Here is a 13,111-nt window from a genome sequence, read left to right on the forward strand (position 1 = left end):
GGCTGAAATCTACAAGACCGTAGCCGCAGGTCAGACCTAGCGTGGGTGACATGGATACGAACAAGGCGAAGTCCTTCATGGCAACCCACGCCCGCATCCTCGACCGGCACCGCTTCAGGGTGCTCATGGGTGAGGGCGACCCGGCCGCCACACTGGCGGCGCTGGAGGCCTACCGCAATCCTGACGGCGGGTACGGCTGGGGGCTCGAGCCCGACCTGCGCGCGGGGGAGAGCCAGCCGGGCGGCGCGCTGCACGCCTTCGAGGTGTTCGAGGACGTTCCCTCGCCGCGGGCGCTCGAGCTGTGCGACTGGCTGGCGTCGGTCACGCTGCCCGACGGCGGGCTGCCGTTCGCGCTGCCGGTCAGCGATCCCGCCGGCTGCGCGCCCTGGTGGGCGAGCGCCGACCCCACCGTGTCCTCGCTGCAGATCACCTCGATCGTCGCGGCGACCGCGCACCGTGTGCCGGCTGTGGCCGGGCATCCGTGGCTGGCCCGCGCCACCGAGTACTGCAGGTCGGCCATCGCCGCGCTGGACGAGATGCCGCACTCGCTGGTGCTGTCCTTCGCGGTCCGCTTCCTCGACACCGTGGGCGACGCCGACCTGCTGGCCAAGCTGGGCAGGTTCATCCCCGCCGACGGGCGGGTGCACGTGGCGGGCGGCACCGAGGAGGAGTACGTCCGGCCGCTCGACTTCGCCCCCTACCCCGACGGCCCCGCCCGCGCTCTGCTCGACCCGGCCGTGGTACGGGCCGATCTGGACCGGCTGGCCGGCCTGCAGCAGGACGACGGTGGCTGGCCGGTGGAGTACGCCGGCTTCTCCGCTCAGTCGCCGCTGGAGTGGCGCGGCATGCTGACGATCAACGCGATCAAGATCCTGCGTCGGAATCGGTGAGCCGCTTACGCCGCTTGCCCTCGTGCATGGCCTGGACGCGGGCGACGGGGATCGTGTGGCCCTCCTCGACGAGGTCCGCGGGCAGGGGCTGCGGCTCCGGCATCAGCTCCGCCCACGGATCGCGGTCGCCGAGCAGCCCCACCGCGGTCTTGATGGTGAAGTCCGCGGGCGTGACCCGGTCGAGGTCGTCCCAGGCCACGGGGAAGGACACCGGCGCGCACGGGCGCACCCGCGGGCTGTAGGCGGCCGCGATCGTCGCCCCGCCCGCCCGGGTGGAGTCCAGGAACACCTTGCCCTCCCGGTCCTCGCGGATGAACGCCGTCGTCCCCAGCTCGGGGTCGATCCGCTCGGCCCGCGCGGCCAGCGCCCTGGTCGCCGCCGCCAGGTCGTCCATCGAGCTCCCCGGCTCCAGCGGGAAGAACACGTGCAAGCCCTTGGCGCCGCTGGTCTTCACCGCGCCGCTCAGCCCGGCCGCCGCCCCTGCCTGCCGTACGAGCTGCGCGGCCCGTACGGCGAGCGTGAACGGTTCGCCGGCAGGCGGGTCGAGGTCGAGCACCAGGTGGTCGCCGCGCAGCAGCGCGGGATGGTACTCCACGGCGCGCTGGTTGGCGAACCACAGCAGGGTCCTGCGGTCGTTGCACAGCGCGTAGGACACCTGGCGGCGGGACGTCTCCGCCCAGACCGACACGGTCCGCACCCACGACGGCGCGTACTTGGGCACGTTCTTCTGCATGAACGCCGGCTGGCCTGGGCGCACCCGGATCACCGACAGCGGCAGGTCCCGCAGGACCGGGATGATCCGGTCGCGGACGGCGTCGAGGTAGTCGACCAGGTCCCGCTTCGTCGCGTCCGCGCCGTCGAACAGCGGCTGATCGAGATTGGTGAGCGGCACCCCGTCTCGCGTCTCATCGCTGGTCACCAGGCCAAGTCAACACGATCAGGAATGGAGAAGCCAGGCGAACACCCCCACTCCTACCGTTGTTCGCAGATGCCGAACCAATCGGAAGGAAGCCCGACATGCAGGCGAGAATGAAGAATCCGGCCATGCTCCTGCCAGGCGCGATGGAGTCCATCCAGTCGCTGTTCAAGGCCGCCAAGGAAGGCGGCGTGCCCCAGACCACGATGGAGCTGGTGCACCTGCGCGTCAGCCAGGTCAACGGCTGCAGCGCCTGCGTCGACGCCGGCGCCAAGACCGCCAAGAAGGCCGGTGAGACCGACGAGCGGCTGTTCGCGGTGGCCGCCTGGCGTGAGACGTCCTACTTCACCGATGCCGAGCGTGCGGCGCTGAACCTGGCCGAGCACGCGACCCGGCTGGCCGACCGCGGCGACGCGGTGCCCGACGACGTCTGGGACGAGGTGGCCGACCACTACGACGAGAAGGGGCTGGCCGCGATCGTGCTGATGATCGGCGTGACCAACCTGTTCAACAGGCTCAACGCCACGACCAGGCAGGTGGCCGGAGCCTGGTGACCATCCTGCCGAGCTGGCCGGCGGACCTGGTCGCGGTGCTGGTCACCGAGGGGCTGCGGGCCGTGCCGGTGTCGGGGGCGGTCCGGGCCGACGACCGGACGATCCTGCTGAGCGTGCGACGGGGTGTGCTGTGGGAGACCGCCCGGGTCGCGGTGGTCTTCGACGGGTTCGTCGCCGTCGGCACCGCCAGGATCGCGGCGGAGCGGATGGCCAGGGCGCCCGGCTTCACCGCGGTCGAGGTGACCGTGAGCGAGGTGAACCGCCACCAGGGCGACCAGGAGGCCCTGCCCGAGCGGGTGGCGGCGCTCGGACGGCTGGCCTTCGTCCGCCTGCGCTGCCGGGCGGCTCACCCGGCGATGGGCTTGGACAGGTCGTCCTCGGAGACGACTTCGTAGACCGCGTTCAGCGTCGGCTCGCTGACCAGGTCTTTGATGCGCTCGTAGCGGCGGGCCTCGATCGGGGTCAGACGCTCCATCCAGGCGGGGATCTCGGATGCCTCGGCGTTCTCGATCAGCGCGATGGTGAGCAGCTCCCGGGGATCCTCGACGTTCAGCGCGCTGAGGACGCGGGTGCGCGGGTCGCCGGGGACGATCTCGTCCGGGATCCAGGCCTTGCGGAAGGTGGCGTAGTCGACGCCCTCGTTGAGCCTGCGGGACATGGCGGCGATCAGCATGGGAAGCTCCCCCTTCGGTTATTCTTGCACTGCAAGAGAAAGTGTTTCTTACGGTGCAAGATAAGTCAAGGGGTGTGCTTTCCATGGCCGACCGCAGGTCCAGGCCCCGAGCCGGGTTGAGCAGGGAGAAGATCCTCGACGCGGCGATCGACTTCGTCGACGAGCACGGCCTGGCCGCCCTGTCCACCCGCAAACTGGGCACCGCGATGGGCGTGGAGGGGATGACGCTCTACTACTACGTCGCCAGCAAGGCCGAGCTGCTGGACGGCATGGTGGAGCGGATGCTCGAGCGGTCGATGGCCCGCCTCACGCCCGACCCGGAGACGCCGTGGCAGCAGGCCGTGGCCGACATCGCCCACGGCTTGCGCGCCACGCTGCTCGAGCACCCCGCCATGCTCGGCGTGCTGGCCACCCGGCCGGTCAACTCGCCCGGCGCCTTCCGCATCCTGGAGTCGGGGCTGGCCGTGCTCTGTTCCCAGGGTGTGGGCCTCGGGCGGGCCATGGACACGCTGAACGCGGTCACGATGTTCGTCATCGGGCACACGCTCGCCGAGGCGGGCGCCACGCCGGGCCACGAGGACGCGATGGGGGAGCAGTTGCCCGCCGACGACTTCCCGCTGCTGGCCGAGTCGTTCGCCACCGGTGCCGGGCTCGACTTCGACAGCCGCTTCTCCGCAACCATCGACATCCTGATCCGGGGTTTCGCGTCTCGGAAGGACTAACCCGGCAATACACTCTGCGCGTGAGCGCGATCGACATCGGCCAGGCCATCGTCCTCGGCGTGGTGGAGGGGTTGACGGAGTTCCTGCCCGTCTCCTCCACCGGCCACCTCAAGATCGCCGAGGGCCTCATGGGCATCCCGGTGACCGACCACGCGGTGGTGGGCTTCACCGCCGTGATCCAGGTCGGGGCGATCGCCGCGGTCCTGGTGTACTTCTTCCGCGACATCGTGCGTTTCGTCGTCGCCTGGGGGCGCGGGCTGACCAACGCGGAGGCCAGGAAGGATCACGACTACAAGTTCGCCTGGTGGGTGGTCTTCGCCACCATCCCGATCGTGGTCGCGGGCCTGCTGTTCAAGCCGCTCATCGAGGGGCCGCTCGCCTCGCTGTGGGTGGTGGCCGGCTCGCTGATCGTCGGCAGCGGGATCATGTACGCCGCCGACAGGATGGCCACCCTCAAGCGCGGCGAGGAGCACACCACCCTGGCCGACGCCATGATCGTGGGCTCCTCGCAGATCCTCGCGCTGCTGTTCCCCGGCTTCAGCCGCTCCGGCGCGACGATCTCCACCGGCCTGATCCGCGGGCTGAACCGGGTCGCGGCGACCAGGCTGTCGTTCTTCCTGTCGATCCCCGCGCTGACCGGTGCCGGCCTCTACGAGCTCAAGGACGCCACGGGCGGCGGCGTGGGCGTGCTCCCGCTCGTCGTGGGCACCGCGGTCTCCTTCGTGGTGGCCTACCTGTCGATCGACTGGCTGCTGAAGTTCGTCGCCCGCCACTCGCTCAACGCCTTCGTGATCTACCGCGTCATCGTCGGCGTCGCCCTGCTCGGCCTGCTGACCAGCGGCGTCCTCACCGCCTAGCCGCGCGTCAGGCCTCCAGGAAGACGGGGGCCGAGGTGAGATCGACCAGCACCCGGCCACCGGCGACGCGGGCGGAGACCGCCTCGCCGTGCGCGTTCACGGCCGCCACGGCCGGGTGCGGCCACGGCCACTCGAACGGCGTGGGCGGCAGGTCCTCGCCCGTGAGCTCGTCGCGACGCTCCCAGGCCACCACCAGCGGCGGCCGCGACCCGCGGTCCACCTCGAACACGTACAGCTCAGGGCTGCCCGGCACCTCCCGCCTGACCACCTCGCCCGCCCCGCGCAGCATCCGGTTGGTCAGCGCCAGCGCCTCGCCCGACGGGTAGCGCCGGCCCAGCGCGTCGCCGTCATAGTCCATCAGCTTGAGCTTGTCGAACATGAAGGTCATCACCTGGTACGGGATGCTCACCCGCGGCATCTCGGGGGCGAGGTTCCAGCACAGCGTGAGCCGGATGCCTGCCGACAGGGCGAGCAGGTTGCGGATCACGATGTCGCGGGCGTTCCACCGGTGCCGCAGGCGCTCGGCCTCGGGCGGGCATCCCTCCATGAACATCTGCACCTCGGTGGGCAGCTCGGCCATCCGCTCGTAGAGCGCCACCATCGCGTCGTGCTCGGGGGCCTTGCGCCCCAGGTCGCTTGAGCTGTAGCCCTGCTCGGCGTTGGCCGGCTTCATCACCTCCTCCATCACGTGGCCCAGGTAGGGGAAGACCTCCGGAATCTGGAAGGGGACCGGGCCGCTGTACTCGCCGGCCACGACGGGCTTCTGGTAGCCGTGCGCGGCCATCAGCGCCCTGCACTCCTCGATCCGCTCGGGGATCCGGTACGCGTCGCCGTACAGGTGGATGTCGAAGACGTCGAAGTGGTCGCGGCTGTGCTCGGCCAGGTAGGCGAAGACGCCGTGCTCGTCGTTGGGCGGCATCCCGGCCAGCACGATCGTCGCGGCGGAGTCCGCCTCGCGGACGGCGCTGGCGAAGGCGGCGAGCTGGGCGGCGTACTGCTCGCGGGTGCCCGCCCACAGGATGGGGACCGACGGCTCGTTGTCGCACTGCCAGTACTTCACCCGCCCGGCGCAGTGCGCGACCAGTTCGCGGACGAAGGCCTTGTAGGCGTCCAGGTCGCGGGCGGGGGAGGGCGGCAGGAAGTCGGTGGCCTTCTCGGTCGCCCACAGCGAGCTGGAGCAGACGGTGACCCAGGCCTCCTCCTCGCCGTCGAGCTGGGCGAGCAGCGAGTCGACCGTGTCCCAGGTGAAGCGGCCCGGCTCGGGCTCGACCTGCTGCCAGTACAGGTAGGCGCGGACCGCGCCGGCGCCGAGCTCTCGGGCCGCCGGCACGAACTTCTCGGGCGGGGCGAAGTGGCCGTAGGTGATCCCTCTGACCACGCCCAGGCGGAGCTCTTCCATGACGATGCCTCCTAAACAGTGTTGAGTCACTGTACCTCAACACTGTTTAGGAGGCTAGGATCGGCGGCGATGGCCCTCGACCGTGACCTCATCGTGCGCACCGCGCTGCGCCTGCTCGACGACGTCGGGCTGGAGAAGCTGTCGCTGCGGCGGCTGGCCAAGGAGCTGGACGCGCACGCCACGGCGCTCTACTGGCATTTCGCGAGCAAGCAGGAATTGCTGGACGCGATGGGCCGCGCCATGGTCCAGGAGGCGGTCGCCAGGGGGCCGCTGCCGGAGACGTGGCAGGACTGGCTGGCCGAGCTGGCACGCGCGCAGCGCAAGGCCGTCCGCTCGCATCGCGACGGCGCGCTGCTGCTGCTGACGGCCAGACCCACCGCGGACTATCAGGTCGATTACCTCGACGAGCTGGTCGGACGCCTGATGGAGGCGGGATTCACGGCCGAGTCGGCGGCGGCCGCGTTCGTCACCGTGAGCAACTACGCGGTCGGGGCCGCCTTCGCCGAGCAGCAGGGCGGCGAGCTCGGCGAGGAGGCCCTGGACGATCTCATTCTCAGGTCCGGCGAGCGTCCCGGCGTGGCCGGGATCGTCGCCGCCGCCCAGGACCTCGACGCCGTCTTCGAGCGCGGCCTGGCCTGGCTGCTGGCCGGGATGCGGGCCGAGCTCGGCTAGCGGACCGCGACCGGCAGGCGGCCGGGGCCGCGCAGGTTGATCCGGCCGTTCCACTCCACGTCGCCGTCCAGCTTCAGGCCGGGAAAACGGGCGACGAGCAGGTCGAAGGCCACGGCGGCCTCCAGCCTGGCCAGTGAGGCACCCAGGCAGTGGTGATGGCCTGCGCCGAAGGACAGGTGCTGGCGCGCGTTGGCCCGCCGTACCTGGAACCGGTCGGCGTCGTCGCCCCAGAAGCCCTCGTCGCGGTTGGCCGAGGCCAGGCTGACCAGGACGAACTGGCCGGCGGGGATCTCGACGCCACCCACCTCGGTCGGCTCGAGCGTGATCCGGCGGCTCTGCTGGACCGGGCTGTCGTAACGCAGCATCTCCTCGACCGCGTTCTCCACCAGCCCAGGGTCCTCGCGCAGCAGCGCCAGCTGGTCGGGGTTGCGCAGCAGGTGGAGGGCTCCGCCGGCGATGAGGTTCACCGTGGTCTCGTGGCCGGCGATGTAGAGCAGCAGGGTCTGGGCCACCAGCTCGTCGTCGTCGAGGACGTCCCCGTCGTCCTCGGCCTGGATGAGCGCGGTGAGCAGGTCGTCGGCGGGGTTGGCGCGCTTCCACGCGATCATCTCGCGTGCCATCTCCGACAGTTCGTGGTCGGCGTCCATGATCGCCTTGGCCGTGTCGGGGTCGGCCACCGGCTCGAGGGAGCGCACCACGATCCCGGTCAGCTTCCTGAGCCGCTCGTGGTCGGCCGGCGGCGTGCCCAGCATCTCGGCGATCACCGCGAACGGCAGCGGGAAGGCCAGCGAGCTGACCAGGTCCACCTGCCCCGCCCGCTCGATGTCGTCGAGCAGACCGTTGGTGAGCTCGACGATGCGCGGCCGCAGCGCCTGCACGGCCCGCGGGGTGAACGCCTTGGACACCAGCCTGCGCAGCCTGGTGTGGTCGGGCGGGTCCCTGTCGAGCATGGACAGGCCGGTCATGCGCTGCGTCTCGCCGCCGAAGGTGTCCTGGCGGATCTGCTCGAAGACCCCCTCGGAGACCACGTGCCGCTCCTCGACCGAATGGCCGGAGCGCAGCAGCGACGACACGTCCTCGTAGCGGGTCAGCAGCCAGAACCCGAACGGGTTCTCGTGCACCGGCTCATGCTCACGCAGGGCGGCGTACTGGACATAGGGATCTTCGGTAAAACCTGGTGCGAACGGGTCGAACATCGGACGTTCCCTTCTCGTACGGCACGCCCGGGTCGATCCCCGTGACGGCCAGCACGGAACGGCGGAATCGGTCGTGCCCCTCGGTGAGCGCGGGATGGCCGGCGTAGGCGCCCAGTAGCCGGTGCATCTCCGGATAGGCCGCTGCCACCTCGGCGAACGCGGAACCGTTCTCGAGCCGGGCCTCGATCCCGCGGAAGTACCGGACCTGCACGTCGCGGAGGAAGGCGTCGAAGTCGCCGTACTCGGCTTCGATCTCGGGCAGCCAGGGCTCGAGCGAACCACTGGCGGTGAAGCCCTCCGCGGCCGCGTGGACCAGCCGGTATCTCCGGTGGGCCCGATCCCAGTTCCCCACGTGCGATCACCTACTCACAGAAGGACACATACACAGAGTATGTCGATAAACTCAGCGTATGTCATCGGCCCGCTCCCGGCGCGAAATGTATTCAGAAGCCACCAAGGCGGCCCTCCTCGACGAGGCCACCGCCCTGTTCGCCGAGCGCGGATACGCCAGGACCGCCCTGGAGGACGTCGCCGCCGCCAGCCAGGTGACCAGGGGCGCCGTCTACCACCACTTCGCCAGCAAGCAGGCGCTCTTCGAGGCCGTGCTCGACCGGATGGAGCAGGTCGTCATGCGGGAGATCGCCGAGAAGGCGACCTCCTCCGACCCGTGGGAGGCCGCCATGCAGGCGCTCGACGCCTTCCTCGACAAGTGCTGCGACCCGCTGTACGGCAGGCTCGTCTGGCTCGAGGGCCCCGCGGCACTGGGCTGGAGCCGCTGGCGCACGTGCGAGGAGAAGTACGCCTACCCGATGGTCGAGACCATGATCATGGCGCTGGTCCAGGCCGGGTACGTGGCCGACAAGGCGCTCCAGAGCCTGATCAAGTTCTCCTTCTGGATGCTGGGCGGTGCCGGGCTCGCACTGGCCGAGGCGCCGGATGACGAGCGGCGCCGGATCCGCGACGAGTGGGGCTACCTGATCCGCAAGTCGATCAGCGGATTCCAGGTGCGGCCCGCCGTACCCCGCGATAGACAGGGACGTGCCGATCCCTGAAGGAGGACGCATGCCCCGCTGGTCAGGTCCCTTGGCGGCAGCCCTCGGCCTCGTGTGGCTCGCGGTCTACTACGTCAGTCCCACGGTCCTCGGGGTGTTCGGCACCTGGAACGTGCTGATCGGGTTTCTGCTGATCTTTCTGGGGATTGTGCTCCTCATCCTGTCAGCGGTGAGACGCTGACCGGCTTGCCCAGGGCGCTGCCCGCCAGCCACTGCTCCCAGGACTTGGCCCACGGTGTCGGGCCGTTGCCGAACCGGAGCTTCCTCGAGGTGCCGGTGACGATGACGATGTCGCCGCGCTGGGTGAACTCGTAGAACCACTTGGCGTTGGCCGGGCTGACGTTCACGCAGCCGTGGCTGACGTTGGAGTTGCCCTGCGCGCCGGTCGACCAGGGGGCGGCGTGGACGAACGTGCCGCTGTAGGTCAGCCGGACGTTCCACTTGGTCGGGATGCGGTACTCGCCCGGATGGCCGGTGGTGGCCGAGTCCATGATGATGTCGGCGGCCTTCTCCTGGGCGATCATCGTGCCCGAATAGCTGTCGTCGCCCGGCTTGCCGAGGCTGACCGGGATCGTCTTGACGACCTTGTCGTCGTCTGTCACGACGGCCTGGTGGGTCTTGGCGTTGACCTTGGTGATGTGCCTGGCGCCGACGGTGAAGGAGGTGCTGCGGTCCTTGGCGCCCCACAGGTCGTCGCCGGCCTTGACGCCCGCCAGGTGCGCGACGACCTTCACCCGCTCGCCGGCCGGCCAGTACTCGTGCGGGCGGAACTGCACCTCGCGGTCGCTCACCCAGCTCCACGCGCCCTCGACCGGCTGCGACATCTGCACGGTCAGCGACCGCTCGACCGCCTTCCTGTCGGTGACGGAGTGCGACAGCAGGAGCTGGACGGGCATGCCCACGCCCACCTTCTCGCCGTCGAGCGGGGCCATGCCGCTCTGCAGGACGCGCCTGGGCTTCAGTGTGGTGAACTTCGCCTCGCCCTGCACCGCCTTGCCGTCCGCGCCGGTCGCCTCCGCCCTGACGGTGTAGGTCTCGGACGGATGGAACGGCCAGCGAGGAAGCCACCTGCCATCGGCGGCCACGCCCCCGGCGACCTCGCGGCCCTTGCCGTCGGCCACGCTGATCCGGGTCACCTTGCCTGCCGCGAGCTTCACGCTCACGGCCGCGTCGGGGGGCACCTTCGTGGCGCCGTCCGCCGGGGTGATCTCCAGTTTCGCCTGCTGTTGTTCCGGTTGCTGTTGCTGACCGGTGAGTGGATTGCGGTCTCCGCCGCTGTTGGATGTGCATCCCGCTGTGAGGAGCAGCGCGAGAGCCAGCGCGCCAGCCACCGTCCGCATCAGCGACCCCTCTCGTGCCCGACAAGTGGTCAAATATCCACTTTAGCCACGATTTTGCATGCTCTCTCAAGAACGCTTACTACCCACCGTCGCCGTGATTACCACCGCCGGCTGATTTCATGGAGTCATGTCTCGATCACTTCGTGTGGCCGTCCAGGCAGTGCTGCTGGTCGCGGTGGTGGCGGGCGGGCTGGGGCTCTACCTGAGCGAGCGCGACAGCCGCGAGGCCACCTGGACCGTGGGCGACACCCGCTCGCCGAACCGCGTCGATCTGATCGCCGACGTGCAGAAGCTCGACCCCGGTTCGCGGACGCTCAACGTGAGTGTCTTCCCCGAGGCGCAGGGCGACCTGGCATCGGGGGCCACGCTGAGCAAGGAGCTGACGCTGCAGACCACCTCGCTGGAGCGCAACGGCGAGGTGATCTACCCCGCCCACCAGCGCGTCTCTTTCAGCCGCCTGCGCATGCCCGCCGAGGGGATCGTGACGGACTACCCCTTCGACCGCTACAGCTCGACCATCGGGTTCTCCGTGCTGTCCGCCGGCAAGCCGGTTCCCGTCTCGTTGTCGCTGCGCGACACGGACCCGTTCTTTCATGTCAAGGTCCAGAAGCGCGAGGCGGGCCCCGGATACGCGTCCTTCGAGGTCCTGGTCACCCGCTCGCGCGGCAGCCTCATCCTGTGCTGGCTCATGATGATCATCATGTGGGCGCTGGCGCTGGCCGTCCTCGCGGCCACCTGGATCCTGGTCGGGCAGCGCCGCGGCCTGGTCTGGCCGGCCATGGCCTGGATGGCCGCCACCCTGTTCGCCCTGGTCAGCTTCCGCAACGCCGCCCCGGGCAGCCCGCCCATCGGCTCGGTCTTCGACTACGGCGCCTTCCTCTGGGCCGAACTCATCGTCGCCGCCAGCCTCGTCATCGTCACCGCCGCCGGCGTCACCACCGAGAAGAACGCCTAGGCGGTCTGTCGGTCCCGTCCTAGCCGTGTTCCTCGAGTCGACGAATGGTGGTCCTGGGCTGGGCTGGTTCGAACCGGCTACCGTGACGTCGGGCGGGCCGTAAGGAGCAGGGCGGTCAGCGGTAGGGGTCGGTGATGTCGCGGAGGTTGGTGAGGATGCGGCGGAGGGTTTCCGTGTCGCGTTTGCCTAGGTGGGCGGTCCATTCGGCTTCGACTTCCGCTTCGATCTGGCGGGCCATGGCGACCGCCTCCCGGCCGCGGGGGGCAATGCGCACGAGGCGGGCGCGGGCGTCCGTGGGGTCGGGGACGCGTTCGACGTAGCCGGCGCGCTCGAGCTGGTCCACCAGGAACGTGGTCGTCTGCTTGCTGACCCTGGCCTGCTCGGCGAGGTCCGTCAGACGAGTGCCGTCGGGCCCGACGCGCTGGAAGACACGGGCCTGCGCCAGCGTGACGTCGTCGAAGCCCGCCGCCGCCAGTGCGTCCATGACCCTGGCCTCCATCGCACGGTGAGGGAAGAAGCACAGCAGGCCGAGGTTCACCGCCAACTCCTTGACATTAGACAGATTATCGAATCAATATAGTTCCATAATCGTATCATCCTGAGCGGAGCCGCGATGAACCGCGACGAGCTGTGGCAGGCCATCGACCAGGAGCGATCCAGCCTCGCCGACCTGTTCGACGGCCTGTCGGACCAGGAGTGGGAGACCCCGTCCCTGTGCCAGGGCTGGCGGGTCCGCGACGTGGCCGCGCACCTGACGCTGGCCCAGATGGGCTGGCGTTTCGGGCTGACCGAGTTCCTCAAAGCACGCGGCGGCTTCGACCGCATGGTCCACGATTCCGCGGTACGGCAGGCCGCCCTCCCCGTGCGCCAGTACGGGATCCTCCTGCGGGCCATGGTCGGCTCCCGCAGGAAGGCGCCCGTGATCAGCGACCTGGAGCCGCTGATCGACGCCATCGTGCACGGCCAGGACATCGCCGTCCCGCTCGGCAGGGAGCGCCCCGTGCCACCCGCGGCGGGGGCCGTGGCGGCGCAGCGCGTGTGGGAGATGTCCTGGCCCTTCTTCGCCCGCCGCCGGATGCGCGGCATCCGGCTCGCGGCCACCGACTGCGACTGGTCCGCGGGTGAAGGGTCCCTGGTCGAGGGGCCGATCGGCGCCATCCTGCTGGTGCTGACAGGCCGCCCCGCGGGGGCCTCCATGCTGTCGGGGGAGGGTCTCGTGACGCTCCGCCGTACAGGCTGACTCCCTCAGGCGACCTTCGGGATGGCCGCGTTCGGGTCCTGCCCGGCGAAGGCCATCCCGATCACGAATCCGGCCACCTCCTCCAGCTGACGCGCACGCTCGAGCCCTCCCACCACGGCGGGCACCCCGCCCGCGTCCCGCACCAGCTCGCCGGTCACGCGCAGCGCCTCCGGATCGTCGCCGCACATCGCCACCGTGACGGGCGCCGCGCCCCGCGCCCACTGCTCGGTCGGGAACAGGTGGAACGCCTTGACCACGTGCGCGCCCGGCGCCAGCTCGGCGACGCGTCCCGCCATGGATCCCTCGGTGAGCAGCACGCCGACGCCGTGCTCGACGGCGTTCGTCGGATCGATCAGCGGCGTGCCCGCCAGGTCGCCGGCCTCGCGCAGGATGTCGGCCACTCCGTCCCATGCCACGGCGAGCAGTACGGCGTCGCGCCCCGCCACCGCCTCGCGGGGTGTCACCACCGTGGCGCCCAGCTCCTTGGCCAGCCGTACCGCCTTGTCCTGTGAACGGCCGGCGACCAGCAGCTCGTGGCCCGCGCGCGACCACATCGCGCCGAGCGCTCGGGCCAGCGTTCCCGTGCCCAGAATTCCGATTCGCATGACGGTACGGTAGGTGGCCCGATGTGCACCGATCGGTGCG

General features: G+C 70.1%; 18 protein-coding genes. 10 read left to right on the forward strand and 8 right to left on the reverse strand.

Annotation, left to right across the window (positions count from 1 at the left end; translation table 11 throughout):
• The first annotated feature begins 50 nt into the window (after positions 1 to 50).
• Positions 51 to 890: a prenyltransferase/squalene oxidase repeat-containing protein gene (locus KIK09_RS42895; RefSeq protein WP_214325261.1), complete on the forward strand. Its 840-nt coding sequence runs from the start codon at positions 51 to 53 to the stop codon at positions 888 to 890.
• On the opposite strand, the gene KIK09_RS42900 is transcribed toward KIK09_RS42895, so the two are convergent.
• Complete coding sequence (locus KIK09_RS42900) at positions 865 to 1,809, reverse strand: DNA polymerase domain-containing protein (RefSeq protein ID WP_308164666.1); 945 nt, start codon at positions 1,807 to 1,809, stop codon at positions 865 to 867. The two genes, KIK09_RS42895 and KIK09_RS42900, sit on opposite strands and share 26 nt — an antisense overlap.
• Positions 1,810 to 1,907: 98 nt before the next feature.
• Between KIK09_RS42900 and KIK09_RS42905 the strand changes: the two genes are divergently transcribed.
• Both KIK09_RS42905 and KIK09_RS42910 read left to right on the forward strand, forming a co-directional pair.
• Positions 1,908 to 2,360 (forward strand): carboxymuconolactone decarboxylase family protein, encoded by a 453-nt coding sequence (locus KIK09_RS42905; protein WP_214325262.1) that lies wholly within the window; start codon positions 1,908 to 1,910, stop codon positions 2,358 to 2,360.
• Entirely contained in the window at positions 2,357 to 2,755 is a 399-nt protein-coding gene (locus KIK09_RS42910; protein WP_214325263.1) for a hypothetical protein, read from the forward strand. Before KIK09_RS42905 ends, KIK09_RS42910 begins: the two co-directional genes overlap by 4 nt.
• On the opposite strand, the gene KIK09_RS42915 is transcribed toward KIK09_RS42910, so the two are convergent.
• Positions 2,707 to 3,033 (reverse strand): hypothetical protein, encoded by a 327-nt coding sequence (locus tag KIK09_RS42915; protein WP_214325264.1) that lies wholly within the window; start codon positions 3,031 to 3,033, stop codon positions 2,707 to 2,709. The two genes, KIK09_RS42910 and KIK09_RS42915, sit on opposite strands and share 49 nt — an antisense overlap.
• Positions 3,034 to 3,116: 83 nt before the next feature.
• On the opposite strand from KIK09_RS42915, the gene KIK09_RS42920 reads away from it, so the two are divergent.
• Both KIK09_RS42920 and KIK09_RS42925 read left to right on the forward strand, forming a co-directional pair.
• Positions 3,117 to 3,755: a TetR/AcrR family transcriptional regulator C-terminal domain-containing protein gene (locus KIK09_RS42920; RefSeq protein WP_214325265.1), complete on the forward strand. Its 639-nt coding sequence runs from the start codon at positions 3,117 to 3,119 to the stop codon at positions 3,753 to 3,755.
• Positions 3,756 to 3,775: 20 nt separating this feature from the next.
• Positions 3,776 to 4,612, forward strand: a complete 837-nt coding sequence (locus KIK09_RS42925; RefSeq protein ID WP_214325266.1) for an undecaprenyl-diphosphate phosphatase — start codon at positions 3,776 to 3,778, stop codon at positions 4,610 to 4,612.
• Between the two features lie 7 nt (positions 4,613 to 4,619).
• Here KIK09_RS42925 and KIK09_RS42930 read toward each other — a convergent pair whose 3' ends face one another.
• Positions 4,620 to 6,011 carry a glycoside hydrolase family protein gene (locus tag KIK09_RS42930; RefSeq protein ID WP_214325267.1) on the reverse strand — a complete coding sequence of 464 codons (1,392 nt, stop codon included), beginning with the start codon at positions 6,009 to 6,011 and terminating at the stop codon, positions 4,620 to 4,622.
• 69 nt (positions 6,012 to 6,080) lie between these two features.
• Here KIK09_RS42930 and KIK09_RS42935 point away from each other — a divergent pair, with 69 nt between their 5' ends.
• Positions 6,081 to 6,683 carry a TetR/AcrR family transcriptional regulator C-terminal domain-containing protein gene (locus tag KIK09_RS42935; protein ID WP_214325268.1) on the forward strand — a complete coding sequence of 201 codons (603 nt, stop codon included), beginning with the start codon at positions 6,081 to 6,083 and terminating at the stop codon, positions 6,681 to 6,683.
• Here the strand turns inward: KIK09_RS42935 and KIK09_RS42940 are convergent.
• Together KIK09_RS42940 and KIK09_RS42945 are read right to left on the reverse strand one after the other, a co-directional pair.
• Positions 6,680 to 7,804 (reverse strand): cytochrome P450, encoded by a 1,125-nt coding sequence (locus KIK09_RS42940; RefSeq protein ID WP_308164667.1) that lies wholly within the window; start codon positions 7,802 to 7,804, stop codon positions 6,680 to 6,682. The genes KIK09_RS42935 and KIK09_RS42940 overlap by 4 nt on opposite strands.
• 10 nt (positions 7,805 to 7,814) lie before the next feature.
• Positions 7,815 to 8,231 (reverse strand): hypothetical protein, encoded by a 417-nt coding sequence (locus tag KIK09_RS42945; RefSeq protein WP_214325270.1) that lies wholly within the window; start codon positions 8,229 to 8,231, stop codon positions 7,815 to 7,817.
• 85 nt (positions 8,232 to 8,316) lie between these two features.
• Here KIK09_RS42945 and KIK09_RS42950 point away from each other — a divergent pair, with 85 nt between their 5' ends.
• Positions 8,317 to 8,931 carry a TetR/AcrR family transcriptional regulator gene (locus KIK09_RS42950; RefSeq protein WP_214325271.1) on the forward strand — a complete coding sequence of 205 codons (615 nt, stop codon included), beginning with the start codon at positions 8,317 to 8,319 and terminating at the stop codon, positions 8,929 to 8,931.
• Between the two features lie 10 nt (positions 8,932 to 8,941).
• Positions 8,942 to 9,112 carry a cell division protein CrgA gene (locus tag KIK09_RS42955; RefSeq protein WP_214325272.1) on the forward strand — a complete coding sequence of 57 codons (171 nt, stop codon included), beginning with the start codon at positions 8,942 to 8,944 and terminating at the stop codon, positions 9,110 to 9,112.
• On the opposite strand, the gene KIK09_RS42960 is transcribed toward KIK09_RS42955, so the two are convergent.
• Entirely contained in the window at positions 9,087 to 10,271 is a 1,185-nt protein-coding gene (locus KIK09_RS42960) for a L,D-transpeptidase (protein ID WP_214325273.1), read from the reverse strand. The two genes, KIK09_RS42955 and KIK09_RS42960, sit on opposite strands and share 26 nt — an antisense overlap.
• A 127-nt stretch (positions 10,272 to 10,398) precedes the next feature.
• Here KIK09_RS42960 and KIK09_RS42965 point away from each other — a divergent pair, with 127 nt between their 5' ends.
• Positions 10,399 to 11,226 (forward strand): DUF4436 family protein, encoded by an 828-nt coding sequence (locus KIK09_RS42965; protein WP_214325274.1) that lies wholly within the window; start codon positions 10,399 to 10,401, stop codon positions 11,224 to 11,226.
• Between the two features lie 115 nt (positions 11,227 to 11,341).
• Here the strand turns inward: KIK09_RS42965 and KIK09_RS42970 are convergent, their stop codons facing one another.
• The gene (locus tag KIK09_RS42970; RefSeq protein ID WP_308164668.1) at positions 11,342 to 11,764 is read right to left on the reverse strand and encodes a MarR family winged helix-turn-helix transcriptional regulator; all 423 of its coding nucleotides are present in this window, start codon (positions 11,762 to 11,764) and stop codon (positions 11,342 to 11,344) included.
• A gap of 75 nt (positions 11,765 to 11,839) precedes the next feature.
• On the opposite strand from KIK09_RS42970, the gene KIK09_RS42975 reads away from it, so the two are divergent.
• Entirely contained in the window at positions 11,840 to 12,466 is a 627-nt protein-coding gene (locus tag KIK09_RS42975) for a maleylpyruvate isomerase family mycothiol-dependent enzyme (RefSeq protein WP_214325275.1), read from the forward strand.
• 5 nt (positions 12,467 to 12,471) lie between these two features.
• Here the strand turns inward: KIK09_RS42975 and KIK09_RS42980 are convergent, their stop codons facing one another.
• Positions 12,472 to 13,071 (reverse strand): NADPH-dependent F420 reductase, encoded by a 600-nt coding sequence (locus KIK09_RS42980; protein WP_214325276.1) that lies wholly within the window; start codon positions 13,069 to 13,071, stop codon positions 12,472 to 12,474.
• Between the last annotated feature and the right edge of the window lie 40 nt (positions 13,072 to 13,111).

It is taken from the genome of Nonomuraea sediminis (assembly GCF_018531495.1).
GTDB classification, from domain to species: Bacteria; Actinomycetota; Actinomycetes; order Streptosporangiales; family Streptosporangiaceae; genus Nonomuraea; species Nonomuraea sediminis.